Below are 26,234 nucleotides of genomic sequence, written 5' to 3'. Positions count from 1 at the left end.
CCAGAAGCCCCGTCATTACTGGGGTTGGGCCAACTTGACGGCAGCTTTGTTGCCAGTTAAGGTGCCTATCGTGCGCTAAAGCATATAGACGATAACATTGACCTGTAGACCTTAAACCATGGACAAATTTGACGCTAATCGCCGCAAACTGCTGGCGTTAGGTGGTGCTGCCCTCGGCGCTGCCATCTTGCCTGTGCCTGCGTTTGCCACACTCTCTACCCCGCGTCCGCGTATTTTGACTCTGAGTAACCTCAACACCGGAGAGTCAATCAAAGCGGAATTTTTTGATGGCAGAGCTTATATTCAGGATGAATTAGCCAAACTTAACCATTTTTTCCGTGACTATCGCGCGAATAAGGTGAAGTCCATCGATCCCGGACTCTTCGATCAGCTTTTCCGCCTGCAAGGGCTGCTGGGAACGCGTAAACCTGTTCAGCTGATTTCCGGTTATCGTTCACTGGATACCAACAATGAATTGCGTGCGCACAGCCGTGGGGTAGCGAAACAAAGCTATCACACCAAAGGCCAGGCAATGGATTTTCATATTGAAGGAATTTCGTTAAGTAATATTCGCAAAGCCGCGTTATCTATGCGCGCAGGTGGTGTAGGATACTACCCACGCAGTAACTTTGTGCATATTGACACCGGGCCGGCGCGGCACTGGTGATTAACGAAACAGGAGCAGTATGAACTATCGTATTATTCCGGTCACCGCGTTCTCCCAGAACTGTTCTTTGATCTGGTGTGAGCAAACGCGTCTGGCAGCGCTTGTCGATCCCGGCGGTGATGCTGAGAAAATCAAACAGGAAGTGGACGCCAGCGGCATTACGCTGACGCAAATCCTGCTCACTCACGGACACCTCGATCATGTGGGTGCCGCGGCGGAACTGGCGCAGCACTATAGCGTACCGGTTATCGGTCCGGAAAAAGAAGATGAGTTCTGGTTGCAGGGTCTGCCAGCTCAGAGTCGCATGTTTGGCCTCGGCGAATGTCAGCCACTGACACCCGACCGTTGGCTTAACGAAGGAGATAGTGTCAGCGTAGGGAATGTGACTTTACAGGTGTTGCATTGCCCGGGGCATACGCCTGGACACGTTGTTTTCTTTGACGAGCAGTCGCAACTTCTCATTTCAGGCGACGTGATTTTTAAAGGCGGAGTAGGGCGTAGTGATTTCCCGCGCGGCGATCACAACCAGTTGATTGATTCGATCAAACGTAAGCTGTTGCCGTTAGGCGATGACGTAACGTTTATTCCAGGTCATGGACCGCTGTCGACGCTGGGCTATGAACGGTTGCACAATCCGTTCCTGCAGGATGAAATGCCTGTCTGGTAATCCCCATTAAAAAGCCCGCTTATCGCGGGCTTTGTTTTATCGGAAGTCTTACAGCACGGCGACAATGGCTTCGCACAGCGGTGCCATGTTATCCGGGGTCATCCCGGCGACGTTGACGCGGCCAGAAGCCACCGCGTAGACGCCAAACTCTTCACGCAGACGCAGAACCTGATCTTTGGTCAGGCCGCTGAAAGAGAACATGCCGTTTTGTTTGATGATAAAGCTGAAATCGCGATCCGCCCCTTTCTCTTGCAGGGTATTCACAAACAGCAGACGCATACGCTGAATGCGCTGACGCATGTCGGTCAGTTCCTGTTCCCAGATTGCGCGCAGTGCATCGTTGCTGAGGATTGTGGCAACCACAGATGCGCCGTGGGCGGGCGGGTTAGAGTAGTTTGCACGAATAACGGATTTCATCTGGCTGAAGGCGCGGTCAACGGTTTCCGTATCTGCCGCAACTAACGTACAGGCACCGACACGCTCGTTGTACAGGCCAAAGTTCTTGGAGTAGGAACTCGCGACAATCAGCTCTTTGTGCAGCGCGGCGAACGCGCGCAGTCCTTCCGCGTCTTCTTCCAGACCACGGGCGAAGCCCTGATATGCGAAGTCAAACAGCGGTAACCAGCCTTTCTCGACGGAAAGCTGAGCCAGGGTTTGCCACTGCTCAAGTGTAGGATCTATACCGGTTGGGTTATGGCAGCATCCGTGGAACAGCACCACGTCGCCAGCCTGCGCTTCGCTCAGGCTGTTTTGCAGCGCGTCGAAGTCCAGAGAATGGTTTTCTGCGTCGTAATAAGCGTACTCGCGTACTTCCAGCCCGGCGGAGTTAAACACGCTCTTATGGTTTGGCCAGCTCGGGTTGCTCACCCATACGCGTTTTACTGCCGTATTTTTTGCCAGGAAGTCGGCAGCAACGCGCAGCGCGCCGGTGCCGCCCGGCGTTTGTGCCGTGCGTGCGCGTTTGTCGTTAATCAGCGCGCTACCTTTACCGAACAGCAGTTCCTGTGTGCAACGGCCAAATTCCGGAATACCGTCAATGCCGAGGTAGTTTTTCGTTGTTTCATTTTCGAGTAGGTATTGCTCGGCTTTCTTAACGCTGGTCAGCACTGGCGTTTTGCCAGTTTCATCTTTATAGACACCGATCCCAAGGTTAATTTTCGAAGGACGGTCATCAGCACGAAACAGATCGGCCAGACCCAGAATGGGGTCGGCAGGGGCGGCAGTAATGTTCTCAAACATGACGAGGTTCCATTGTGGTTACAGAAGGGAAATCCGTTATCAGGTTAACGGTAGATTTACAAAATGCCAACCGTTAGTGATGAAAACCCTGCAGGTTTTTTGAAGTCGCAAGATTTGGCTGACAGGCATAAAAAAACAGGACCGAAGTCCTGTTTTTTAGGCATTTAACAAAGGGGTCTGCTATTAGAACTGGTATACGATACCGACAGCAACGGTGTCGTCAGAGTTCACGCCCAGTTTGTTGTCAGAATCAATCTGGTTGATCTGATAGTCAACATAGGTGGACATGTTTTTGTTGAAGTAGTAGGTTGCGCCCACTTCAACGTAGTTCACCAGATCTTCGCTACCTACACCTTCTACGTCTTTCGCTTTAGATTTGTTGTAGGAGATGGACGGACGCAGACCGAAATCGAACTGGTACTGAGCCACAACGAAGAAGTCCTGAGTTTTGTTTGCGAAGCCGCCTTTGATCGGGGTAGCGTTACGGGTTTCACCGTAGTTGGTTGCCAGGTAGATATTGTTCGCGTCATATTTCAGACCCGTCGCCCACTGCTCAGCTTTTTCACCACTGCCGAGCAGTGACGGATCCTGCTGTGCATTAGTACGGTCAGCTGCACCGTAAGCACCAACAATGCCGAAGCCATTCATTTCGTAGCTAATAGAACCGCCGACGCCGTCACCGTTAGAACGACGAACATCGCTGAAGTTGTTGCTGGTCGGATCGGTAGAGTCAACTTCGTAGCTGCTTGCGCGCTCGTTTTTGCCCAGGTACTGAACACCGAAGTTGAGGCCGTCAACCAGACCGAAGAAGTTAGAGTTACGGTAGGTCGCAACGCCACCAACACGGCCAACGAAGAAGTTATCGCTGTAAGCAGTATCACCGCCGAATTCTGGCAGCATATCGGTGTAACCCAGTGCATCGTAAACGATACCGTAGTTACGACCGTAGTCGAAGGAGCCCGCGTCACCGAATTTCAGACCGGCGAACGCCAGACGGGTTTTGTTACCATTCTGAGCATCATCGCCGCCTTCAGAGTTGTTACCCTGGAATTGGTATTCCCACTGGCCGTAACCGGTCAGTTGGTCATTGATCTGAGTTTCCCCTTTGAAACCAAGACGGGCATAAGTCTGGTCGCCGTCATTGCCTTTGTTATCAGAAAAATAGTGCAGACCAACGGTTTTACCGTACAGGTCCAGTTTGTTGCCGTCTTTGTTGTAGATTTCTGCAGCGTTAGCTGCACCGGCTACCAGCAGGGCAGGGATAACCACTGCCAGAATATTGCGCTTCATCATTATTTATTACCCTCATTGGTTTTTTTATGACACCTGCCACTGCCGCCAATAAATTTCGTCAATAAAAATTTACGGAACTATTGATGAGAGTTTGGTGTCTTTATGTGTCTGACAGGCATCTTTCCATTCAAACTATCGTTTCGCTACCGTGAAAGTGCTACAAAGATAAAGAATTAGTTTCAGAAAGAAAAAATGTGTAACTAAATATTACTTTTCTGGAACTTTGTGAACGACATCAAATTTCGAAACGATTTCAGCTCCAGATCACCCCACTTATATCTATTTATATGATTTTCTTATCTTTAATTTGGATAAATGAAAAATAGCGTACAGAAAGTAGACGTTTCCAGTTTTACTTATGGCTATTTCTGGACGTCTGGAATGCTGTGGAATTGTGTATAAAACGTGCTATTGGATGAGGAAATACTAATCCACAAGAATGATGCGGTTTATTTTTTGTACAGAAATATTACGGCGTAACATCAGGTAACAGGAGAAGGGGTTTTGGGGGTTGCTATTAGAGTTGCTTACTTATTACTCACAAAACCTGACATTTCAGCCAATAAAAAAGGCCAGCGGGGCTGGCCTTTTGGCGAACGGTTTTAGAACGTCGCGTTACGCGGTGTGCGCGGGAAGGCGATCACATCACGAACGTTCTGTACGCCGGTAACGTACGCGATCAGACGCTCGAAGCCGAGACCGAAGCCGGAGTGCGGCACGGTGCCGTAACGACGCAGATCGCGATACCACCAGTAGTCTTCTTTATTCAGGCCCATTTCCAGCATACGCGCATCCAGCACATCCAGACGCTCTTCACGCTGAGAACCACCGATGATTTCACCGATACCCGGAGCCAGAACGTCCATCGCGGCAACGGTTTTACCGTCTTCGTTCAGGCGCATATAGAACGCTTTAATCTCTTTCGGATAGTTTTTCACCACTACCGGCGCTTTAAAGTGTTCTTCTGCCAGATAACGTTCGTGTTCGGAGGAGAGATCGACACCCCAGTAAACCGGGTTTTCGAACTTTCTGCCTTTCTTAATGCACTCTTCCAGAATGGCGACCGCATCAGTGTAATCCACCTGGGCGAAATCCGCCTCGATGAAGCGTTCCAGACGACTAATCGCCTCTTTATCCACGCGCTCGGCAAAGAACTTCATGTCGTCAGCTCGCTCGGTCAGTACGGTTTTGAAGGCATATTTCAGCATGCCTTCCGCCAGACCGGCAATGTCGCTCAGGTTGGCGAAGGCCACTTCCGGTTCCAGCATCCAGAACTCCGCCAGGTGACGGGTGGTGTTGGAATTTTCCGCACGGAAAGTCGGACCGAAGGTATAGATCTTCGACAACGCGCAGGCGTAAGTTTCGCCGTTCAACTGGCCGGATACGGTCAGGAAGGACTCTTTACCAAAGAAGTCTTTGTCGAAATCCACTTTGCCCTGATCGTTACGCGGCAGGTTTTCCAGGTCCAGCGTCGACACGCGGAACATCTCACCCGCACCTTCGGTATCAGACGCGGTGATAAGCGGAGTGGAAACCCAGAAGAAGCCCTGCTCATCGAAGAAACGGTGCAGCGCCTGTGCCAGCGTGTGGCGAACACGAGCGACGGCACCAATCATGTTGGTACGCGGACGCAGGTGTGCAACTTCACGCAGGTACTCGATGCTGTGACGTTTCGCCGCCATCGGGTAGGTGTCAGGATCTTCAACCCAGCCGCTGACTTCAACCTCAGTGGCCTGGATCTCAAAACTCTGTCCTTGTCCCGGAGAGGCCACAACCTTGCCGGTAACGATAACGGAGCAGCCGGTGGTCAGACGCAGCACTTCTTCATTGTAATTGGGCAGAGAATTATTGATGACGGCCTGTACAGGATCAAAGCAGGAACCGTCATAAACGGCGAGGAAGGAGATGCCAGCTTTTGAATCTCGGCGGGTACGTACCCATCCGCGCACGGTGACTTCGCTGTCAACGGCTACGCGGCCCTGGAGTACGTCGGCTACAGGCACAACGCTCATAATATTCTCTCTGTTAATAGTCCGATATATAAACACATGTTCCCCGGAATGGGGATTTCCTATGTTACCTGGCATCTGCAATCAGACAAGCAGAATTAACAGGCAAAGAGAAAGATTTCAGAAATAAGTACGAAAAGGGAGCCGAAGCGGCTCCCTGGGAGGATTAACTGGCTTTTTTGATATGCGGTAAATCAAACGCTTTACGCAACGCGCGAACAAAGGCTTTGTCGTGACAAATGGTTTTACCCGGGCTGTCAGACAGCTTGGCAACCGGTTTACCGTTGCACTCGACCAGCTTGATCACAATGTTCAGCGGCTTAACCTGCGGAATATCGCAGGTCAGACGCGTACCAATACCAAAACTCAACTGTACGCGGGAGGAGAAGTGACGATAAAGGTCTACCGCTTTACTCAGATCCAGATTGTCGGAAAAGACCAGCGTTTTGCTGTGCGGATCGATACCCAACTTTTCATAATGGGCGATGGCCTTTTCGCCCCATTCAACAGGATCGCCCGAGTCATGGCGCAGTCCCTGATAGCGCGTGGCAAATTCAGCGCCAAAGTCGCGTAAAAACGCGTCCATGGTAATGCAATCGGTCAACGCGATACCCAATTTGTCCGGGTATTCATTCAACCATGCGGCCAGCGCGGCGCGCTGGCTGGTCGCCAGTTCTGGACTTATCTGCTGATGCGCCTGGAACCACTCGTGCGCCTGTGTGCCCATTGGCGTTAGCGACAGACGGCGGGCCAGATCGTAGTTACTGGTGCCAACAAACCACGACTCCTGCTGCAAACGTTTAACGATAGCCTGTTGCACTTCGCGGGAAAAACGTCGGCGGGTGCCGAAATCCATCAGGTGGAAGCGGGACATATCGAGACTGGACGTTAAAGCAGAGAAATCGACTAATTTCGTCTCCAGCGTATCAAGGGCCTGCGCAACGCCCATTTCTGGTGAGCGATAGCGATGAACCAGTTCGCTGATCACTGCCAGCAACGGGACTTCCCACATGATGACTTCACGCCACGGACCGGTTAGGCGGATATTCAGCTTTCCGTTGTCGTTGCTGACGGAAACCTGCTGTGGGTCATAGCGAAAATCGCGCAGCCAGTTGAGGTAATCCGCTTTGAAGAAGGGCAGCCCGGAGAGCCACTGATACTCTTCATCCTCCAGGCGCAGGTGCTGCATAGCATTGACCTGCTCGCGAATGGTGTCGGCATAAATACCCAGCAGGTCGTCGCCTCGGCAACGAAATTCAGCCGCTACCTGCACATCATAGTAGTGGTGAAATACGGCTTGCTGCATATGCAACTTATAAGCATCTGTATCCAGCAACGAGTGCAGAACAGGAGAAGCGAATTGTGTCATAGGTGCGCAGTAGCATCCTCTCACGGGAGCGTTTAGTACAATAAACAACTAAGAAAACCGCTGGAGTATACCTTGTTTAGCGATTTATTGAACCCCGATCACACCATAAGGTGACGCCAGGGTCGAGTGCATTTCGTGCCGTGTGTTATAAAAATGTAGCAAAAAGAGTGTTTGTGCCTGAAAAGATAAACATTCTGCGTAGCGCGTTTTGCGCAACAGGAATAGACTGAAGTCGAGACTCTTCAAAAGATGCTAAAGGTTTTTTATGACACAACAGCCACAAGCCAAATACCGCCACGACTACCGTGCGCCGGATTACCAGATTACTGATATTGACTTGACCTTTGACCTGGATGCTGAAAAAACCGTGGTCACGGCAGTGAGCCAGGCTGTTCGTCATGGCGCATCGGATGCCCCGCTGAAACTGGATGGAGAAGATCTGACGCTGGTCTCTCTCCACGTCAACGATGAACCGTGGACAGCTTATAAAGAAGAAGCGGGCGCGCTGGTGATTAGCAATCTGCCCGAGCGTTTTACGCTGCGTATTGTTAATGAAATCAGCCCGGCCCGGAACACCGCGCTGGAAGGCCTGTATCAGTCGGGCGAGGCGTTATGCACCCAGTGTGAAGCAGAAGGCTTCCGCCATATCACCTGGTATCTCGACCGTCCGGACGTACTGGCGCGTTTTACCACCAAAATTATTGCCGATAAAAGCAAATATCCGTTCCTGCTCTCCAACGGTAACCGTACCGGCGAGGGGGAACTGGAAAACGGTCGTCACTGGGTCCAGTGGCAGGATCCGTTCCCGAAACCGTGCTACCTGTTTGCACTGGTCGCCGGTGATTTCGACGTGCTGCGCGATACCTTTACCACCCGTTCCGGGCGTGAAGTGGCGCTGGAACTGTACGTGGATCGCGGCAATCTCGACCGTGCGCCGTGGGCGATGACGTCGTTACAGAACTCGATGAAGTGGGACGAGGAGCGCTTCGGCCTGGAGTACGATCTTGACATCTATATGATAGTCGCCGTCGACTTCTTTAATATGGGCGCAATGGAGAATAAAGGTCTTAATATCTTTAACTCCAAATACGTGCTGGCGCGAACCGACACCGCCACCGACAAAGATTATCTCGATATTGAACGCGTGATTGGCCATGAGTATTTCCACAACTGGACCGGTAATCGCGTCACCTGTCGCGACTGGTTCCAGTTGAGCCTGAAAGAGGGGTTAACCGTTTTCCGCGATCAGGAGTTCAGTTCGGATCTTGGTTCCCGAGCGGTTAACCGGATCAGCAATGTGCGCACCATGCGCGGCCTGCAGTTTGCTGAAGATGCCAGTCCGATGGCGCATCCGATCCGCCCGGATAAGGTCATCGAAATGAACAATTTCTATACCCTGACCGTGTATGAAAAGGGCGCAGAAGTCATTCGCATGATCCACACCCTGCTCGGTGAGACGAATTTCCAGAAAGGGATGCAGCTGTACTTTGAGCGTCACGACGGCAGCGCGGCGACCTGTGATGACTTCGTTCAGGCAATGGAAGATGCCTCCAACGTCGATCTTTCCCATTTCCGCCGCTGGTACAGCCAGTCCGGTACGCCGATTGTTACCGCTAAGGATGACTATAACCCGGAAACGGAGCAGTACACGCTGACCCTCAGCCAGCGCACGCCGGCAACGCCGGATCAGGCCGAGAAACAGCCGCTGCATATTCCGTTTGCCATCGAACTGTATGACAACGAAGGCAAGGTGATCCCGCTACAGAAAGGTGGTCATCCGGTGAACGCCGTGCTGAACGTGACGCAGGCGGAGCAGACGTTTGTGTTCGATAACGTTTATTTCCAGCCGGTACCGGCGCTGCTGTGCGAATTCTCTGCCCCGGTGAAACTGGAATATAAATGGAGCGATCAGCAACTGACGTTCCTGATGCGCCATGCGCGCAACGACTTCTCCCGTTGGGACGCGGCGCAAAGCCTGCTGGCAACGTACATTAAGTTGAACGTGGCGCGTCATCAGCAGGGACAGCCGCTCTCTCTGCCGGTGCATGTGGCGGATGCTTTCCGCGCCGTGCTGCTGGATGAGAAGATCGATCCGGCGCTGGCGGCGGAAATTCTGACGCTGCCTTCGGCAAACGAAATTGCCGAATTGTTTGAGGTTATCGATCCGCTGGCGATCGCGGAAGTTCGCGAAGCGTTAACGCGTACTCTGGCGGCGGAACTGGCGGATGAGTTCCTGGCAATCTATAACGCCAATCGCCTGGAGGAGTACCGCGTTGAGCATGCGGACATCGGCAAACGTACGCTGCGTAATGCCTGCTTGCGCTTCCTGGCCTTCGGTGAAACGACGCTGGCAGATACGCTGGTGAGCAAACAGTATCGCGAAGCTAACAACATGACCGATGCGCTGGCGGCGCTCTCTGCGGCCGTGGCTGCGCAGTTGCCGTGCCGTGACGCGCTGATGCAGGAGTATGACGACAAGTGGCATCAGGACGGTCTGGTGATGGACAAATGGTTTATCCTGCAGTCCACCAGTCCGGCAGATAACGTGCTGGACACGGTGCGCGGCCTGTTGAAACACCGTTCATTCAGCATGAGCAACCCGAACCGTATTCGTTCGCTGATTGGCGCGTTTGCTGGCAGTAACCCGGCGGCTTTCCATGCGGAAGATGGCAGTGGATATCAGTTCCTGGTCGAGATGTTGACCGAGCTTAACAGCCGTAATCCGCAGGTAGCGTCACGCCTGATCGAACCATTGATCCGCCTGAAGCGTTATGATGCGAAACGTCAGCAAAAAATGCGTGCCGCGCTGGAGCAGTTGAAAGGGCTGGAGAATCTTTCCGGCGATCTGTTCGAGAAGGTTACCAAAGCGTTAGCCTGAGACATTGACCTGTCGTTTTGTTGGCCGGATAAGGCGGTAACGCCGCCATCCGGCAAAATGCCCGGTGGCGTTCGCCTACCGGGCATGGAACGTCCTGAATGCTTATCCATGTCGACGGGCTGGCTGTTCTGTTACCCCACGCTGCATAACCCGACTCAACACGTCGGCTTCCAGTTCCGCTAAACGCACCGATCCTAACCGGCGCGGTCGCGCAATGTCGACCGTCAGATCCAGGCCAATCCTGCCATCCTCAATCAACAACACCCGGTCGGCCATCGCTACGGCTTCGCTGACGTCATGCGTTACCAGCAGCACGGTGAAACCATGCTCCTGCCACAGCGAAACAATGAGATCCTGCATCTCCAGCCGCGTTAACGCATCCAGCGCGCCAAGCGGTTCGTCGAGCAACAGCAGGCCCGGTCGGTGGATCAGCGCCCGCGCAAGGGCGACACGCTGCTTTTGTCCACCGGAAAGCGCCGCAGGCCATTCTGTCGCTCGTTCTTCCAGCCCAACTGCCGCCAGCGCCTGACGCGCAGCGTCCCGCCAGTTGCCCTTCAACCCCAGTCCCACGTTATCGATCACCGACTTCCACGGGAGAAGTCGGGCATCCTGAAACATCATGCGGGTATCGTCCTGAATATCGCGAAGCGGCGTGGTACCGGCCAGCAGTTCACCCGCATTCGGCGATTCCAGCCCCGCCAGCAGGCGTAGCAGGGTACTTTTACCCCCGCCGCTGCGACCGACAACGGCAACAAACTGACCTGCCGGAATATGCAGATCAAGCTGATTCAGTACGGTGTTAGCCGCATACTTTTTCGTCACTGCATTCAGCAGGAGCGGCGTACCCTGGTTCAGACGGGCAGGATTCATACGGTGGCCTCCTTCACATGATAAGCCGGGTTCCAGCGCAGCCAGACGCGTTCCAGCAGTTGAGCGCTGACGTCGGCCAGTTTGCCAAGCAGGGCATAGAGAATAATGGCGACAATCACAATATCCGTTTGCAGAAACTCCCTTGCGTTCATCGCCAGATAACCGATCCCGGAATTGGCCGAGATGGTTTCCGCGACGATAAGCGTCAGCCACATCAGCCCCAGCGCAAAGCGCACGCCGACCATAATCGAGGGCAGGGCACCGGGCAGGATCACATGGAGAAACAGCGAAAAGCCGGATAATCCGTAGCTGCGCGCCATCTCAACCAGACCTCTGTCGATATTGCGGATCCCGTGCCAGGTGTTGATGTAGATGGGAAAGAGCGTCCCCAGCGCCACCAGGAAGATCTTCGCGGTTTCATCAATGCCAAACCACAAAATAACTAACGGGATCAGCGCCAGATGCGGAACGTTACGCAGCATCTGAATTGACGTGTCCAGCAGACGTTCTCCCCAGCGCGATAAGCCGCTGATCAGCCCCAGCGTCAGGCCAATTGAACCGCCGATCGAGAAGCCGATCAGCGCGCGCCAGGAGCTGATGGCCAGATGCTGCCAGAGTTCGCCGCTGGCAGAGAGCGTCCAGAAGGCGGCGATCACCCCTTCTGGCGAGGGTAAAATGCGCCCGGAGAGCCAGCCTACGGAGGAGGCCAGTTGCCAGACGGCGACGATGCCCACCGGTAAAAACCAGGGGGCAACGCGCAATAACCCCCTTTGTATTGGCGTTGCCATCGCGATTCTCCTTAGCTTTGCGCAACCTTGCGCGGGATAAATTCATTCGCTACCGCTTCACCCTGCTGATGTCGGCGTTGCGGCTGCGGGATTTCCGGGATCGCGACGTCCAGATGCGGGAACAGCAGTTCGCCGACCCTGTACGCCTCTTCCAGATGTGGATAACCTGAAAGCACGAAGCTGTCGATGCCCAGCGCCGCATACTCATTGATGCGCGCCGCTACTGTCGGACCGTCACCAACCAGCGCAGTTCCGGCGCCTCCACGCACCAGACCCACACCGGCCCACAGATTTGGGCTTATCTCCAGTTGGTCTCGCTTGCCATTATGCAGCGCCGCCATTCGGTGCTGACCAACGGAATCCGTCCGGGCGAAAGCCGCCTGTGCTTTTGCGATGGTGTCGTCATCAAGGTGGGCAATCAGCCGATCCGCTGCCCGCCATGCTTCCTCGTTGGTTTCACGGACGATGACGTGCAGGCGAATGCCAAAACGGACGTTACGTCCGCGCGCCGCGGCTTTGGCTCGTACCTGGGCGATCTTCTCTTTCACCAGTTCAGGCGGCTCGCCCCAGGTGAGGTAAAGATCGACCTGCTCAGCGGCCAGATCCTGGGCAACATCGGAAGAACCGCCGAAGTAAAGTGGCGGATGAGGTTGTTGGATCGGCGGGAAGAACAGCTTCGCCCCGCGAACGTGGATGTGCTTGCCGTTGAAATCGACAGTTTCGCCCTGCAATAAACGACGCCAGACCTGGGTGAACTCCGAGGAGGCCTCGTAGCGTTCGCTGTGATCGAGAAACACACCGTCGCCCGCCAGTTCCTGCGGATCGCTGCCGGTGACCAGGTTAAACAGCGCGCGACCGTTAGAGAGTCTGTCGAGCGTGGCGGCCTGACGTGCGGCAACGGTTGGTGAGGTGACGCTCGGACGCAATGCCACCAGGAACTTGAGTCGCTGGGTCACCGGGATCATCGATGCCGCGACCAGCCACGCGTCTTCGCAGGATCGTCCGGTTGGGATCAGCACGCCGGTGAATCCCAGACGATCCGCTGCCTGAGCAATCTGCTGTAAATAGCCTTGATCCACCGGGCGGGAGCCTTCTTCGGTTCCCAGATAGTGACCGTCACCGTGCGTCGGTAAAAACCAGAACATATTCAGGCTCATAACTGTTTTCCTTCCTGTTGAGTGGGCTGCCAGATGCGCTGGCGAATATCGATTTTTTTCGGTACCAGCCGGTTGTCGTAAAACAGATCCGCAGTTTGTTGTTGCAGGGCGGCCACAGAGGCGCTGACCGGCGAAATGGTGGTTGGTGGGCGATGATCGAGATAGGAGGCAATCACCGGTTCCGGCAGACCCATCGTTTTTGCCAGCAGGGTAATACTCTCCTGACGCTGACTGAGGGTTAACGCATCCGCCTGACTGAAGGTTTCCAGCACGCCCTGGATAAATGCGCCGTTTTTCTCGGCGTACGGTCGCGCGGCGAGATAGAACGATCCCGTCTGTTTCAGATCGGTGCCGTCTTTCAGTACGCGCACGCCGCCCTGCAATAATGCAGCGGAATAGTAGGGATCCCAGATGGCCCACGCATCGACATTACCCTGCTGGAAAGCCGCACGGGCATCGGCAGGGGTCAGGTAGGTAGGCTGGATATCGGTAAATTTCAGTCCGGCCTGTTGCAGCGCACGCAGCAGCAGGTTGTGCGAACTGGAGCCTTTCTGGAACGCCACCTTATGACCTTTCAGTTCCGCGACGGTCTTGATCGGGCTGTTTTCCGGCACCAGAATCACTTCTGCTTTCGGTTTTGCCGGTTCAACGCCGACGTAAACTAAATCAGCCCCGGCCGCCTGGGCGAAAATGGGGGGAATATCACCGGTGCTGCCCAGATCGATACTGCCGACGTTCAGGGCTTCCAGCATCTGCGGCCCGGCGGGAAATTCAATCCAGGATATTTTTGTTCCGGGATAACGCGTTTCCAGTAACTGATGACTTTTTGCCAGTACCATACTGATGCTGCCTTTCTGATAGCCGATGCGTAAGGCATCAGGAGAGGGCTCTGCCGCCTGTGTCAGCCCGGAAAAAGCCAGCAGCCCAGCGAAGGCCAGCCACGCCGAACGGGGGTTAAGAAGATTACGCATGGGCCGTACCTCGCACGGTATTAAAGGTGGGAACCCTGACGTCGCGGCGATGCAGAGCGTGCCAGAACGTTTCCAGCGCCTTATCAAGACGCAGTTGCAAATTGGGTGTGAAATGCGGCTTATGCTGATAATCGATCACCTGGGAGTCATCGGCAAAAACGCCGTGCAAAATCTCCTGGGCTTTCAGGGCGCTGAGCACCGGTTTCAGCGCATAATCAACGGCGAGCAGGTGAGCGACGGTGCCGCCCGTCGCCAGCGGCAGAACCACCTTGCCCTCCAGCGCGCGTTCCGGGAGCAAATCGAGCAGCGTTTTCAGCGCTCCGGAGTAGGCTGCCTTATAGACCGGCGTGGCAACGATCAGACCGTCCGCTTCTTTTAGTTGTTCAACGAGTGTTTTCAACGCCGGGCTGTCGAAACGGGCATACAGCAGATCTTCAGGTTCGAAGTTGTGCAGATTCCAGTGGTAAACCTCGACGTCCTGACCGTTCAGTTTTTCCCGGGCATATTCCAGTAACGCACTGGATCGGGAGGGAAAGCGTGGGCTTCCCGCCAAAGTGATGACGCGCATAGATGCATTCTCCCCTTATAACTAATTGTTCGCTTTTATTTAACATTGATAACAATTTTTGCAGTCTGACAGAGGGAGATCGGGAATCGAAATGATTTATGCGGAATAGAAAATCTGAAAATTGCATAAAAAGAACGTGGCAGGGGAAACGTTTGCTTTTTATTGCCACAGGTCAATTCCCTTTTTGACCGACATCACCCATAATACGCCCCCGGTTTGCACACCGGGAATCCAGGAGAGTTCATGTACTACCCCTTCGTTCGTAAAGCCCTTTTCCAGCTCGATCCTGAGCGCGCTCATGAATTAACATTTCAGCAATTACGTCGTGTGACGGGAACGCCGCTAGAAGCGTTGATCCGCCAGAAAGTCCCGGCAAAACCGGTCACCTGTATGGGATTAACCTTTAAAAATCCGCTCGGTCTGGCTGCCGGTCTGGACAAGGACGGGGAGTGTATTGATGCCCTGGGCGCGATGGGATTTGGCTCGATCGAAATCGGCACCGTGACCCCGCGCCCGCAGCCTGGTAACGATAAGCCAAGACTGTTCCGTCTGGTTGATGCCGAAGGTTTGATCAACCGCATGGGTTTTAATAACCACGGCGTTGATAACCTGGTGGAGAACGTTAAAAAGGCCCATTATGATGGCGTGCTCGGGATTAATATCGGCAAAAATAAAGATACGCCGGTCGAGCAGGGTAAAGATGACTATCTGATTTGTATGGAAAAAATCTATGCCTATGCCGGTTATATTGCTATTAATATCTCCTCACCAAATACACCAGGATTACGCTCGCTGCAATATGGTGACGCGCTGGATGATTTGCTGACAGCGATTAAAAATAAACAAAACGATCTGCAAACGATCCACCAGAAATATGTTCCGATCGCAGTAAAGATCGCGCCGGATCTTTCTGAGGAAGAACTGATCCAGGTTGCCGATAGTTTAGTTCGGCATAATATTGATGGCGTTATTGCCACCAATACTACACTCGATCGTTCTCTGGTTCAGGGAATGAAAAATTGCGATCAAACGGGTGGCTTAAGTGGTCGTCCGCTGCAATTAAAAAGCACAGAAATTATCCGCCGTCTGTCTGTGGAATTAAAAGGTCAGTTGCCTATTATTGGCGTCGGCGGTATCGACTCTGTGATTGCCGCGCGCGAGAAGATGGCGGCCGGGGCGTCGTTGGTTCAGATTTATTCTGGTTTTATTTTTAAAGGCCCGCCGCTGATTAAAGAAATCGTTACCCATATTTGATTTTTTCTCTCTCTTTATCAGAATATCAGACAACCAGGGGTTTATTTCCTCCCCTGGTTGTTTTATATTCTTTCACTGTTGCTTATTTAAACATTTTAAGCTTTGCTTATTAAGGTAATAAACGAAGCGGCAAAAAAGGACAATTTTGCAACGGGTGATGGAGAGGGGAGAGAAAACAATGCGAATTAAACCTGACGATAACTGGCGTTGGTATTATGACGAAGAGCATGACCGAATGATGCTCGATTTAGCCAATGGCATGTTATTTCGCTCGCGTTTTGCCCGTAAAATGCTCACCCCGGATGCATTCTCACCGTCCGGTTTTTGCGTTGATGACGCCGCACTGTATTTCTCCTTTGAAGAAAAGTGCCGCGACCTTGAACTCTCTAAAGACCAGAAAGCAGAACTGGTGCTTAATGCGCTGGTGGCCATTCGCTATCTGAAACCACAGATGCCGAAAAGCTGGCACTTTGTGGCGCACGGCGAAAACTGGTCGCCAGGAACCGGCGATGCGGCCTGCGTCTGGCTGAGCGACACCCAGGAGCAAATTAATTTGTTAGTGGTGGAGCCTGGTGAGAATGCGGCCCTGTGTTTGCTGGCGCAACCGGGCGTGGTCGTGGCCGGACGAACCATGCAGCTTGGCGATGCGATTAAAATCATGAATGACCGGCTGAAGCCGCAGTTCCGTCCTCACAGCTTCAGCCTGGAGCAGGCGGTTTAGAGCGCCAGTTTTAGCGCGGTTTTTGGCACGCAGCTACAGCTGAGGATGGTGCCGTCATCAGCAAGCGCTGATTTTTTCAGTGGGTTCACTTCACCTTCCAGCAGTTTGATACGGCAGCAGCCGCATATTCCCGCCCGACACGAATAGGGAACCCGGATCCCCTGGTTTTCCAGTTGCTCAAGCAGTACCTGTTGATTGTTCCCCTGAAACGCCTGTCCCTGCCAGTCGATGGTGACGCTGGTATCAGGCTGTTGCACGGCGTCAACGGCGTCATCCTGAGCAGCAGCGCCGTATACCCGGGCCGGGCCAGTTGCTAAAATTTCAACATCGTCGCCGACGCGAATCACCCCGCTGTTACGGGCTATCAGGTTCAGCCCGAAATCGACATCGCCATTATCCGGTGCGGTACGGAAAGTTTGCAGCGTCGCCAGCGGTTCGCCGGAGGGATGCTTTTGCCCTTTTTCCGGACTGACCGTGGTAAAAATACAGCGGCTGCACGGCTTTGCTACATCAAAAATGACCTCGCCAATGCGGATCACTTTCCAGCTGTCTTCTTCCCATGCGGTTGCTCCGGATACCACGATGTTCGGGCGAAACTGTTCAACCTGCACACCTGCCGGACAGCGCTGCTGTAAATCGCGCAGCGAGGCGTCATTCACCAGCAGGTACGGAAATCCGTCGGCAAAAGAGAGCGGCACGCCCGCGTGGCGTTTGACCCGGCGGGTCAGCTGCGGCCCCACCCAACGGAGTTGTACGCTGCGCGAAAAGAAGCCACTTAGCCACTGGTTGATAGCATCTGGGGCGATTCGCGCGGTGAAATGGTTACCCCACACTTCCGTTGGCGCATCCTGGGGGGCGAAATCAGCAAACCGCACCAGCGCGCTGCTGCCGTCAGGCGCGGTTAAATGCAGGCCGTCATGCAGAGGAGAAGGGGTAAAGCGCACCATTTGCGGAAACTGACGAGCGGTAATGAAGGTGCCATCAGCTTCGGTTAGCATAAAAATACGATCGAAAGCCAGACCGCTGACGTCTGCCAGAGCGTGGGTCAACCCAATGCCGCGCATGGATTTGACGGGATGGATAAAAAGTCTGGATAACGTCAACACTGTACAGTCCCTCGAAAGAAATAAGCCCTCAACTTTATGACATAGCGCCCATATTAGCTATAATGCGCAGCAATTTTCTTCGAGTATAAGTGACGCTATGAATTCTTTGTTTGCCAGTACGGCCCGTGGGCTGGAAGAGCTGTTAAAAACTGAACTGGAAAGCCTCGGCGCCGTGGAGTGTCAGGTGGTTCAGGGTGGGGTCCATTTCCAGGGCGACACCCGGCTTGTCTACCAGAGCCTGATGTGGAGTCGCCTGGCCTCGCGCATTATTTTACCGTTGGGTGAGTGCAAAGTTTACAGTGACTTAGACCTTTATCTCGGCGTGCAGGCGATCGACTGGACGGCGATGTTTAATCCTGGAGCGACCTTTGCTGTCCACTTCAGCGGACTGAATGACACCATTCGTAACAGCCAGTACGGCGCGATGAAAGTCAAAGATGCGATTGTCGATGCTTTCACGCGTAAAAATCTGCCGCGCCCGAATGTCGATCGCGAATCGCCAGATATTCGCGTCAACGTCTGGCTGAATAAAGACACGGCCAGCATTGCGCTGGATTTAAGCGGCGACGGCCTGCATCTGCGCGGCTATCGCGATCGAACCGGTCTGGCACCTATCAAAGAGACACTGGCGGCGGCGATTGTCATGCGCTCTGGCTGGAAACCCGGTACGCCGCTGCTCGACCCGATGTGTGGTTCGGGCACGCTGCTGATTGAAGCGGCCATGTGGGCGACCGATCGCGCGCCTGGCTTACACCGTGGCCGCTGGGGATTTAGCGGCTGGGCCCAGCATGACGACGCTCTCTGGCAGGACGTAAAGGCGGAAGCGCAAACCCGCGCCCGCAAAGGTCTGGCTGAATACACTTCGCATTTTTATGGTTCTGACAGTGATGCCCGCGTGATTGAACGCGCGCGCAGTAACGCCCGCCGTGCGGGGATTGGCGAGCTGATCACCTTCGAAGTGAAAGACGTGGCGAAACTGAGCAATCCGCTGCCGAAAGGTCCTTACGGGACAGTGATCAGCAACCCGCCCTATGGCGAGCGTCTGGACAGCGAGCCGGCGCTGATTGCACTGCACAGCCTGCTGGGACGCACCATGAAGAACCAGTTCGGCGGCTGGAACCTCTCTCTGTTCAGCGCCTCACCGGATCTGCTGAGCAGCCTGCAACTGCGTGCTGATAAGCAATTCAAAGCGAAAAACGGTCCACTGGACTGCGTGCAGAAAAACTACCATGTGGCGGAAAGCACGCCGGACAGCAAACCGGCGACGGTGGCGGAAGACTACGCCAACCGCCTGCGCAAGAACATCAAGAAGCTGGAAAAATGGGCGCGTCAGGAAGGCATTGAATGTTACCGTCTCTACGATGCCGACTTGCCGGAATACAACGTTGCGGTAGATCGTTACGCTGACTGGGTGGTGATTCAGGAGTACGCCCCGCCGAAAACTATCGATGCGCAGAAAGCGCGTCAGCGACTGTTTGACATCATCGCGGCCACGCTGTCGGTGCTGGAGATTGCGCCGAACAAACTGGTGCTGAAAACCCGTGAACGACAGAAAGGGAAAAACCAGTATCAGAAGATGAACGAGAAGGGAGAATTCATTGAGGTGGGCGAATACAACGCTCGCCTGTGGGTGAACCTGACCGATTACCTGGATACCGGGCTGTTCCTCGATCACCGTATTGCACGACGGATGCTGGGACAGATGAGCAACGGAAAAGACTTCCTCAACCTGTTCTCCTACACCGGCAGCGCCAGCGTGCACGCAGGTTTAGGCGGTGCGCGTAGCACCACGACGGTCGACATGTCGCGTACCTATCTTGAGTGGGCGGAGCGTAACCTGCGTCTGAATGGCCTCAGCGGACGTGCGCATCGGCTTATCCAGGCCGACTGCCTGGCCTGGCTGCGTGAAGCCAATGAACAGTTTGATCTGATTTTTATCGATCCCCCGACGTTCTCCAACTCGAAACGCATGGAGGACGCCTTTGATGTCCAGCGCGATCATCTGGCGCTGATGAAAGATCTGAAACGTCTGCTGCGTAAAGGCGGCACGATCATGTTCTCCAACAATAAACGCGGATTCCGTATGGATCTTGACGGTCTTGCGGCGCTGGGACTGAAAGCACAAGAAATCACCCAAAAAACGCTTTCCCAGGACTTTGCCCGTAACCGTCAAATCCACAACTGCTGGCTGATTACCGCCGCCTGAAAGGATAAATAAATGTCATTAATCAGTATGCATGGCGCATGGCTGTCGTTCAGCGACGCGCCGCTTCTCGATAACGCAGAACTGCATATCGAAGATAACGAACGCGTCTGTCTGGTGGGCCGTAACGGCGCCGGAAAATCCACGTTGATGAAGATCCTTAATCGTGAACAGGGTCTGGACGATGGGCGCATTATTTATGAGCAGGATCTGATCGTTGCGCGCTTGCAGCAGGATCCACCGCGTAACGTGGAAGGCACCGTTTACGATTTTGTGGCGGAAGGGATTGAAGAACAGGCAGAATACCTTAAGCGTTACCACGACATTTCACGCCTGGTGATGACCGATCCGAGCGACAAAAACCTGAATGATCTGGCGAAGGTGCAGGAACAGCTCGATCACCACAATTTGTGGCAACTGGAAAACCGCATCAACGAAGTGCTGGCGCAGTTAGGGCTGGATCCTAACGCGGCGCTGTCGTCACTGTCCGGCGGCTGGCTGCGTAAAGCAGCGCTGGGGCGTGCGCTGGTCAGTAATCCGCGCGTTCTGCTGCTGGACGAACCGACCAACCACCTCGATATTGAAACCATTGACTGGCTGGAAGGATTCCTGAAATCGTTCAATGGGACGATCATTTTTATCTCCCACGACCGTTCTTTTATTCGCAATATGGCTACCCGTATTGTCGATCTCGATCGTGGCAAGCTGGTGACCTATCCAGGGAATTACGATCAGTACCTGGTCGAGAAAGAAGAAGCGCTGCGTGTGGAAGACCTTCAGAATGCCGAGTTCGATCGCAAGCTGGCGCAGGAAGAGGTGTGGATCCGTCAGGGCATCAAAGCCCGTCGTACCCGTAATGAAGGTCGCGTGCGGGCGTTGAAAGCGATGCGCCGTGAACGCAGCGAACGCCGCGAAGTGATGGGTACGGCGAAGATGCAGGTCGAAGAGGCCACCCGTTCCGGTAAGATTGTCTTCGAAATGGAGAACGTGGATTACCAGGTCGATGGCAAACAGCTGGTGAAAGACTTTTCTGCTCAGGTACAGCGCAGCGATAAAATTGCGCTGATCGGCCCTAACGGCTGTGGTAAAACCACGCTGCTGAAGCTGATGTTAGGCCAGTTGCCGCCGGACAGCGGTCGTATCCACGTCGGTACGAAACTGGAAGTGGCCTATTTCGATCAGCACCGCGCCGAGCTGGATCCAGACAAGACGGTGATGGACAACCTCGCGGAAGGCAAGCAGGAGGTGATGGTTAACGGTAAACCGCGCCATGTGCTCGGCTATCTGCAGGACTTCCTGTTCCATCCGAAACGGGCGATGACCCCGGTGCGTGCGTTGTCTGGCGGTGAGCGTAACCGTCTGCTGCTGGCGCGTCTTTTTCTGAAACCCAGCAATCTGTTGATTCTCGATGAACCAACCAACGATCTCGACGTCGAAACGCTGGAGTTGCTGGAAGAGCTGATTGATGGTTATCAGGGTACCGTGTTACTGGTAAGCCACGATCGTCAGTTTGTCGACAATACGGTGACCGAGTGCTGGATTTTTGAAGGTAACGGGAAGATTGGTCGTTATGTCGGCGGTTATCACGATGCGCGTGGCCAACAGGAACAGCATCTGGCGTTTAAACAGCCAGCGGCGAAAAAAACTGAGGAAGTTATTGCCCCGAAAGCAGAAATTGTAAAACGCGGCAGTAGCAAACTAAGCTATAAACTGCAGCGCGAGCTGGAACAGCTACCGCAGTTGCTGGAAGCGCTGGAAGCGAAACTGGATGCATTGCAGGCGCAGGTTGCCGATGCCGCCTTTTTCAGCCAGCCACATGAGCAGACGCAGCAGGTTTTGGCCGATCTGGCAAAAGCAGAACAAGAACTTGAGCAGGCCTTTGAGCGCTGGGAGTATCTTGAAGCGTTAAAGAATGGCGCATAATTAAGGAGCACACCATGTGCGAACATCATCATGCCGCAAAGCACATTCTGTGCTCGCAGTGTGACATGCTGGTGGCATTGCCCCACCTTGAGCATGGTCAGAAAGCGGCATGTCCGAGATGTGGCACAACATTGACGATTATGTGGGACGCACCGAGACAGCGTCCCACCGCGTATGCGTTAGCCGCGCTGTTTATGTTGCTCTTATCGAATCTGTTCCCCTTTGTGAATATGAATGTCGCAGGGGTGAGCAGTGAAGTGACCCTGATGGAAATCCCCGGCGTTCTCTTTTCGGAAAATTACGCCAGTCTCGGCACCTTCTTTTTACTCTTCGTGCAACTGGTTCCTGCTTTTTGCCTGTTAACCATTCTGTTGTTGGTGAATCGGGTACAAATGCCCGGTCGGCTCAAAGCCCAGTTGGCGCGAGTTTTATTTCAGTTGAAGAGTTGGGGGATGGCGGAGATTTTCCTCGCTGGCGTACTGGTGAGTTTCGTTAAACTGATGGCGTACGGCGATATCGGCGTCGGCAGTAGCTTTATCCCATGGTGCTTCTTCTGCATTCTGCAACTGCGCGCGTTTCAGTGCGTCGACCGTCGCTGGCTGTGGGATGACATTGCCCCCATGCCTAAAATTAAGCAGCCCTTAACGCCTGGCGTTCCCGGCATCCGTCAGGGATTACGCTCTTGCTCCTGCTGCACGGCGATCCTTCCGGCGGATGAGAATCTTTGCCCGCGCTGTGAGACGAAAGGGTATGTGCGGCGCAGAAACAGTCTGCAATGGACGCTGGCGTTACTGTTCACGTCTATCATGCTGTATCTGCCGGCCAATATTCTGCCGATCATGATAACGGATCTCCTGGGGTCAAAACTGCCTTCCACTATTATTGAGGGGGTGGTTTTAATCTGGAGCGAAGGTTCTTACCCGGTAGCGGCAGTTATCTTTATCGCCAGTATCATGGTGCCGACGCTAAAAATGATCGCGATTGCCTGGCTATGCTGGGACGCCAAAGGGCACGGCAAGCGTGACAGTGAACGAATGCATTTGATTTACGAAGTGGTGGAGTTCGTTGGTCGCTGGTCAATGATTGATGTGTTTGTTATCGCCGTGCTCTCTGCGCTGGTGCGCATGGGAGGTTTGATGAATATTTATCCAGCAATGGGTGCATTGATGTTTGCTTTAGTCGTCATTATGACAATGTTTTCTGCGATGACATTTGATCCGCGTCTGTCGTGGGATCGTGAACCAGAACCAGACCATGAGGAGTCCTGACAACATGGAATCTAAAAGTGGGGAAGCCAAAATCCAGAAGGTAAAAAACTGGTCTCCCGTGTGGATTTTTCCCATCGTCACTGCGCTCATTGGGGCATGGGTTCTGTTCTATCACTACAGCCATCAGGGACCGGAAGTGACCCTGATTACCACTAATGCCGAGGGCATTGAGGGCGGAAAAACCACCATTAAAAGCCGCAGCGTTGATGTGGGCGTGGTCGAAAGCGCCACGCTGACCGACGATCTGACGCACGTTGAAATCAAAGCGCGCCTGAATGCCGGTATGGAAAAACTGCTGCACAAAGACTCTGTGTTCTGGGTGGTGAAGCCGCAGGTTGGACGCGAAGGGATCAGCGGCTTAGGCACGCTTCTTTCTGGCGCCTACATCGAACTGCAACCGGGTAATAAAGGCAACAGAGTGGAAAAGTATGAGCTGCTGGATTCGCCGCCGCTGGCGCCGCCGGATGCCAAAGGGATCCGCGTGGTGCTCGACAGCAAAAAAGCCGGGCAACTGAGTCCGGGCGATCCGGTTCTGTTCCGTGGCTATCGCGTCGGATCGGTAGAAACCAGCACTTTTGATCCGCAAAAACGCAGCATCAGCTATCAACTGTTCATCAATGCGCCAAACGATCGTCTGGTCACCAGTAACGTCCGTTTCTGGAAAGACAGCGGGATTGCGGTCGATCTGACTTCTGCCGGGATGCGGGTAGAGATGGGATCGCTGACAACGTTGTTTGGCGGGGGCGTCAGCTTTGACGTGCCTGAAGGGCTTGAACAGGGTCAGCCGGTTGCCGAGAAGGCCGCCTTCAGCCTGTATGACGATCCGAAAAGTATTCAGGATTCGCTGTTCACCGAACACATCGATTACCTGATGTTCTTCAAAGATTCGATCCGGGGTCTGCAACCGGGCGCGCCGCTGGAGTTCCGCGGTATTCGTCTGGGGACGGTGAGTAAAGTGCCGTTCTTCGCGCCGAATATGCGCCAGGTATTTAACAACGATTACCGCATTCCGGTGCTGGTGCGCATTGAACCCGAGCGGCTGAAAGCACAGCTTGGTGAAGATACGGACGTGGGTGCACATCTGGCCGAACTGCTGAAACGGGGCTTACGCGGCTCGCTGAAAACCGGGAACCTGGTGACCGGGGCGTTGTATGTCGATCTGGACTTCTATCCGAAAGAGCCGCCGCTTACCGGTATCCGCGAGTTTAACGGTTATCAGATCATCCCGACGGTGAGCGGAGGTCTGGCGCAAATTCAGCAGAGACTGATGGAAGCGCTGGATAAGATCAACAATCTGCCGTTGAACCCGATGATTGAGCAGGCTACCAATACGTTGAGTGAAAGCCAGCGCACGATGAAACATCTGCAAACGACGCTGGATAACATGAACAAGATTACCTCCAGTCAGTCAATGCAACAGTTGCCGGCGGATATGCAGAACACGTTACGTGAACTGAACCGCAGCATGCAGGGCTTCCAGCCTGGCTCCGCAGCCTACAACAAGATGGTGGCCGATATGCAACGTCTTGATCAGGTACTCCGCGAGCTACAGCCGGTGCTGAAAACGCTGAATGAGAAGAGCAACGCGCTGGTGTTTGAAGCGAAGGACAAGAAAGATCCAGAGCCGAAGAGGGCGAAACAATGAAAAAGTGGCTAGTGGTGGCGATGGCGTTCTGGCTGACGTCGTGCAGCTCCAGTGGAGAGAATAAAAGCTATTATCAGCTCCCTGTTGCGCAGGGAGGCGTGCAAAGTACCGCAAACCAGGGTAACCGTCTGCTGTGGGTCGAGCAGGTTGCGGTGCCAGATTATCTGGCTGGCAATGGCGTGGTCTATCAGACCAGCGATGTGAAGTACGCGATCGCCAATAACAATTTGTGGGCCAGCCCGCTGGATCAGCAATTGCGTAATACGCTGGTTGCCAATCTGAGTACGCAACTGCCAGGTTGGGTAGTAGCCTCTCAACCTTTGGGCAGCGTGCAGGATACGCTCAACGTAACGGTAACCGGCTTCCACGGTCGTTATGATGGTAAGGTGGTGGTCAGCGGTGAGTGGCTGCTTAACCACCAGGGACGTCTCATCAAGCGTCCGTTCCACATTGAAGCCGTTCAGACGCAGGATGGCTACGATGAGATGGTGAAAGTGCTGGCAACCGTCTGGAGCCAGGAAGCTGCGGCGATCGCCCAGGAGCTGAAGCGCATTCCATAGTTTAAATTTTTGTAAATAAAACCGTCTCAGACAGCGTGTTTGGGGCGGTTTTTTTTTACCGGCAGGATGACCCAGGAACTTGTTCCGGCTCACATTTTTTGTACAACTGAGTTTTTCGCTAGCTCACAAATATGACACCCGTGTGAATTTTGTACATTGACGGGACAGGGGATTCGCGGTATTCGTTTAGTGTGATTGCACACTTCGTAATCACTGTTATCTTTTCCACCAGATATAAGTATGAGGGAAACGAGGCATGAAGAGACAAAAACGAGATCGCCTGGAACGGGCACATCAACGTGGTTATCAGGCCGGTATTGCCGGACGTTCGAAAGAAATGTGTCCCTATCAGACGCTGAATCAGAGATCGTATTGGCTGGGAGGCTGGCGAGAAGCCATGGCTGACAGGGTGGTAATGGCCTGATTCTGTCTCTTTAAAAAAGAAACCTCCGCAGTGCGGAGGTTTCGCCTTTTATAACCTGTGATAAACGGCACACTGGCCCTTTACCGGGTCAGGCATCAGAATGCAGAGGTGTCCTGGAACAGACCCACTTTCAGATCGTTCGCGGTATAGATCAGACGCCCATCCACCAACACTTCACCATCCGCAAGGCCCATGATCAGGCGGCGATTCACGATGCGCTTGAAGTGGATACGATAGGTCACTTTCCTGGCAGTAGGCAGTACCTGACCGGTGAACTTCACTTCGCCTACGCCCAGTGCGCGGCCTTTGCCTTCACCGCCGAGCCAGCCGAGGTAGAATCCAACCAACTGCCACATTGCGTCCAGCCCCAGACAACCCGGCATGACGGGATCGCCAATGAAGTGGCATCCGAAGAACCAAAGATCCGGATTGATATCCAGCTCTGCCTCAACATAACCTTTGTCGAAGTTACCGCCCGTTTCGGTCATCTTGACGACACGGTCCATCATCAGCATGCTCGGAGCAGGCAACTGCGGGCCTTTCGCACCAAACAGCTCACCGCGACCAGAGGCAAGAAGGTCTTCTTTTGTATAGGATTCGCGTTTATCTACCATGTTCTCTGTAAGCCTTATTTTATTGAAGCACGCAGGATAG

22 protein-coding genes are annotated in these 26,234 nt (G+C 53.7%); 11 read left to right on the top strand and 11 right to left on the bottom strand.

Annotated elements, in window-relative coordinates; all coding sequences use genetic code 11:
• The first annotated feature begins 118 nt into the window (after positions 1-118).
• Together GBC03_20875 and GBC03_20870 are read left to right on the top strand one after the other, a co-directional pair.
• Complete coding sequence (locus tag GBC03_20875; GenBank protein QFS72476.1) at positions 119-667, top strand: DUF882 domain-containing protein; 549 nt, start codon at positions 119-121, stop codon at positions 665-667.
• A 19-nt stretch (positions 668-686) separates the two neighbouring features.
• The gene (locus tag GBC03_20870) at positions 687-1,334 is read left to right on the top strand and encodes an MBL fold metallo-hydrolase (protein QFS72475.1); all 648 of its coding nucleotides are present in this window, start codon (positions 687-689) and stop codon (positions 1,332-1,334) included.
• 48 nt (positions 1,335-1,382) lie between these two features.
• Here the strand turns inward: GBC03_20870 and GBC03_20865 are convergent, their stop codons facing one another.
• From GBC03_20865 to pncB, 4 genes are all read right to left on the bottom strand, one after another.
• A complete protein-coding gene (locus GBC03_20865; protein QFS72474.1) occupies positions 1,383-2,573 on the bottom strand; it encodes an aminotransferase class I/II-fold pyridoxal phosphate-dependent enzyme in 1,191 nt (396 codons plus the stop codon).
• Positions 2,574-2,756: 183 nt separating this feature from the next.
• On the bottom strand, positions 2,757-3,863 hold the full coding sequence (gene ompF / locus GBC03_20860; protein ID QFS74094.1) for a porin OmpF: 1,107 nt from the start codon (positions 3,861-3,863) through the stop codon (positions 2,757-2,759).
• A 605-nt stretch (positions 3,864-4,468) separates the two neighbouring features.
• Positions 4,469-5,878: an asparagine--tRNA ligase gene (asnS, locus tag GBC03_20855; GenBank protein QFS72473.1), complete on the bottom strand. Its 1,410-nt coding sequence runs from the start codon at positions 5,876-5,878 to the stop codon at positions 4,469-4,471.
• 163 nt (positions 5,879-6,041) lie between these two features.
• On the bottom strand, positions 6,042-7,244 hold the full coding sequence (gene pncB, locus GBC03_20850; protein ID QFS72472.1) for a nicotinate phosphoribosyltransferase: 1,203 nt from the start codon (positions 7,242-7,244) through the stop codon (positions 6,042-6,044).
• 265 nt (positions 7,245-7,509) lie between these two features.
• Here pncB and pepN point away from each other — a divergent pair, with 265 nt between their 5' ends.
• Positions 7,510-10,122, top strand: coding sequence for an aminopeptidase N (gene pepN, locus GBC03_20845; protein ID QFS72471.1), 2,613 nt, complete (start codon positions 7,510-7,512; stop codon positions 10,120-10,122).
• A gap of 102 nt (positions 10,123-10,224) precedes the next feature.
• On the opposite strand, the gene ssuB is transcribed toward pepN, so the two are convergent.
• The 5 genes from ssuB to ssuE are packed head-to-tail and all read right to left on the bottom strand — an operon-like array spanning position 10,225 to position 14,476.
• Positions 10,225-10,992, bottom strand: a complete 768-nt coding sequence (gene ssuB, locus GBC03_20840) for an aliphatic sulfonates ABC transporter ATP-binding protein (GenBank protein QFS72470.1) — start codon at positions 10,990-10,992, stop codon at positions 10,225-10,227.
• Positions 10,989-11,780 (bottom strand): aliphatic sulfonate ABC transporter permease SsuC, encoded by a 792-nt coding sequence (gene ssuC / locus GBC03_20835; protein ID QFS72469.1) that lies wholly within the window; start codon positions 11,778-11,780, stop codon positions 10,989-10,991. Before ssuC ends, ssuB begins: the two co-directional genes overlap by 4 nt.
• Positions 11,781-11,791: 11 nt before the next feature.
• Entirely contained in the window at positions 11,792-12,937 is a 1,146-nt protein-coding gene (gene ssuD / locus GBC03_20830) for an FMNH2-dependent alkanesulfonate monooxygenase (GenBank protein ID QFS72468.1), read from the bottom strand.
• Positions 12,934-13,908, bottom strand: coding sequence for an aliphatic sulfonate ABC transporter substrate-binding protein (locus GBC03_20825; protein ID QFS72467.1), 975 nt, complete (start codon positions 13,906-13,908; stop codon positions 12,934-12,936). The genes ssuD and GBC03_20825 overlap by 4 nt, the downstream gene beginning before the upstream one ends.
• Positions 13,901-14,476: an NADPH-dependent FMN reductase gene (ssuE, locus tag GBC03_20820; protein ID QFS72466.1), complete on the bottom strand. Its 576-nt coding sequence runs from the start codon at positions 14,474-14,476 to the stop codon at positions 13,901-13,903. Before ssuE ends, GBC03_20825 begins: the two co-directional genes overlap by 8 nt.
• A gap of 243 nt (positions 14,477-14,719) precedes the next feature.
• Here ssuE and pyrD point away from each other — a divergent pair, with 243 nt between their 5' ends.
• Positions 14,720-15,730: a quinone-dependent dihydroorotate dehydrogenase gene (gene pyrD, locus GBC03_20815; protein ID QFS72465.1), complete on the top strand. Its 1,011-nt coding sequence runs from the start codon at positions 14,720-14,722 to the stop codon at positions 15,728-15,730.
• 178 nt (positions 15,731-15,908) lie between these two features.
• On the top strand, positions 15,909-16,451 hold the full coding sequence (gene zapC / locus GBC03_20810) for a cell division protein ZapC (GenBank protein QFS72464.1): 543 nt from the start codon (positions 15,909-15,911) through the stop codon (positions 16,449-16,451).
• Here the strand turns inward: zapC and GBC03_20805 are convergent.
• Complete coding sequence (locus GBC03_20805; protein ID QFS72463.1) at positions 16,448-17,557, bottom strand: MOSC domain-containing protein; 1,110 nt, start codon at positions 17,555-17,557, stop codon at positions 16,448-16,450. The genes zapC and GBC03_20805 overlap by 4 nt on opposite strands.
• Positions 17,558-17,654: 97 nt before the next feature.
• On the opposite strand from GBC03_20805, the gene rlmKL reads away from it, so the two are divergent.
• The 6 genes from rlmKL (at position 17,655) to GBC03_20775 (ending at position 25,580) form a co-directional block, all read left to right on the top strand.
• A complete protein-coding gene (gene rlmKL / locus GBC03_20800; GenBank protein ID QFS72462.1) occupies positions 17,655-19,763 on the top strand; it encodes a bifunctional 23S rRNA (guanine(2069)-N(7))-methyltransferase RlmK/23S rRNA (guanine(2445)-N(2))-methyltransferase RlmL in 2,109 nt (702 codons plus the stop codon).
• A 12-nt stretch (positions 19,764-19,775) separates the two neighbouring features.
• Positions 19,776-21,683 (top strand): ABC transporter ATP-binding protein, encoded by a 1,908-nt coding sequence (locus GBC03_20795; protein QFS72461.1) that lies wholly within the window; start codon positions 19,776-19,778, stop codon positions 21,681-21,683.
• A 14-nt stretch (positions 21,684-21,697) separates the two neighbouring features.
• Complete coding sequence (pqiA, locus tag GBC03_20790; protein QFS72460.1) at positions 21,698-22,951, top strand: membrane integrity-associated transporter subunit PqiA; 1,254 nt, start codon at positions 21,698-21,700, stop codon at positions 22,949-22,951.
• 4 nt (positions 22,952-22,955) lie between these two features.
• The gene (gene pqiB, locus GBC03_20785; GenBank protein ID QFS72459.1) at positions 22,956-24,596 is read left to right on the top strand and encodes an intermembrane transport protein PqiB; all 1,641 of its coding nucleotides are present in this window, start codon (positions 22,956-22,958) and stop codon (positions 24,594-24,596) included.
• The gene (gene pqiC / locus GBC03_20780) at positions 24,593-25,156 is read left to right on the top strand and encodes a membrane integrity-associated transporter subunit PqiC (GenBank protein QFS72458.1); all 564 of its coding nucleotides are present in this window, start codon (positions 24,593-24,595) and stop codon (positions 25,154-25,156) included. Before pqiB ends, pqiC begins: the two co-directional genes overlap by 4 nt.
• Positions 25,157-25,412: 256 nt before the next feature.
• Positions 25,413-25,580 (top strand): ribosome modulation factor, encoded by a 168-nt coding sequence (locus GBC03_20775; protein QFS72457.1) that lies wholly within the window; start codon positions 25,413-25,415, stop codon positions 25,578-25,580.
• A 95-nt stretch (positions 25,581-25,675) separates the two neighbouring features.
• Here GBC03_20775 and fabA read toward each other — a convergent pair whose 3' ends face one another.
• A complete protein-coding gene (fabA, locus tag GBC03_20770; protein QFS72456.1) occupies positions 25,676-26,194 on the bottom strand; it encodes a bifunctional 3-hydroxydecanoyl-ACP dehydratase/trans-2-decenoyl-ACP isomerase in 519 nt (172 codons plus the stop codon).
• Positions 26,195-26,234: the final 40 nt, after the last annotated feature.

This window comes from Citrobacter telavivensis, assembly GCA_009363175.1.
Classification (GTDB): Bacteria; Pseudomonadota; Gammaproteobacteria; order Enterobacterales; family Enterobacteriaceae; genus Citrobacter_A; species Citrobacter_A telavivensis.
Note: the sequence above shows the minus strand (reverse complement) of the source record. Positions and strands in the feature narration are given on the sequence as shown.

Coding starts and splice junctions, on each gene's coding strand:
- GBC03_20875 (QFS72476.1), top strand. CDS start 119: ATGGACAAATTTGACGCTAATCGCCGCAAACTGCTGGCGTTAGGTGGT.
- GBC03_20870 (QFS72475.1), top strand. CDS start 687: ATGAACTATCGTATTATTCCGGTCACCGCGTTCTCCCAGAACTGTTCT.
- GBC03_20865 (QFS72474.1), bottom strand. CDS start 2,573: ATGTTTGAGAACATTACTGCCGCCCCTGCCGACCCCATTCTGGGTCTG.
- ompF (QFS74094.1), bottom strand. CDS start 3,863: ATGAAGCGCAATATTCTGGCAGTGGTTATCCCTGCCCTGCTGGTAGCC.
- asnS (QFS72473.1), bottom strand. CDS start 5,878: ATGAGCGTTGTGCCTGTAGCCGACGTACTCCAGGGCCGCGTAGCCGTT.
- pncB (QFS72472.1), bottom strand. CDS start 7,244: ATGACACAATTCGCTTCTCCTGTTCTGCACTCGTTGCTGGATACAGAT.
- pepN (QFS72471.1), top strand. CDS start 7,510: ATGACACAACAGCCACAAGCCAAATACCGCCACGACTACCGTGCGCCG.
- ssuB (QFS72470.1), bottom strand. CDS start 10,992: ATGAATCCTGCCCGTCTGAACCAGGGTACGCCGCTCCTGCTGAATGCA.
- ssuC (QFS72469.1), bottom strand. CDS start 11,780: ATGGCAACGCCAATACAAAGGGGGTTATTGCGCGTTGCCCCCTGGTTT.
- ssuD (QFS72468.1), bottom strand. CDS start 12,937: ATGAGCCTGAATATGTTCTGGTTTTTACCGACGCACGGTGACGGTCAC.
- GBC03_20825 (QFS72467.1), bottom strand. CDS start 13,908: ATGCGTAATCTTCTTAACCCCCGTTCGGCGTGGCTGGCCTTCGCTGGG.
- ssuE (QFS72466.1), bottom strand. CDS start 14,476: ATGCGCGTCATCACTTTGGCGGGAAGCCCACGCTTTCCCTCCCGATCC.
- pyrD (QFS72465.1), top strand. CDS start 14,720: ATGTACTACCCCTTCGTTCGTAAAGCCCTTTTCCAGCTCGATCCTGAG.
- zapC (QFS72464.1), top strand. CDS start 15,909: ATGCGAATTAAACCTGACGATAACTGGCGTTGGTATTATGACGAAGAG.
- rlmKL (QFS72462.1), top strand. CDS start 17,655: ATGAATTCTTTGTTTGCCAGTACGGCCCGTGGGCTGGAAGAGCTGTTA.
- GBC03_20795 (QFS72461.1), top strand. CDS start 19,776: ATGTCATTAATCAGTATGCATGGCGCATGGCTGTCGTTCAGCGACGCG.
- pqiA (QFS72460.1), top strand. CDS start 21,698: ATGTGCGAACATCATCATGCCGCAAAGCACATTCTGTGCTCGCAGTGT.
- pqiB (QFS72459.1), top strand. CDS start 22,956: ATGGAATCTAAAAGTGGGGAAGCCAAAATCCAGAAGGTAAAAAACTGG.
- pqiC (QFS72458.1), top strand. CDS start 24,593: ATGAAAAAGTGGCTAGTGGTGGCGATGGCGTTCTGGCTGACGTCGTGC.
- GBC03_20775 (QFS72457.1), top strand. CDS start 25,413: ATGAAGAGACAAAAACGAGATCGCCTGGAACGGGCACATCAACGTGGT.
- fabA (QFS72456.1), bottom strand. CDS start 26,194: ATGGTAGATAAACGCGAATCCTATACAAAAGAAGACCTTCTTGCCTCT.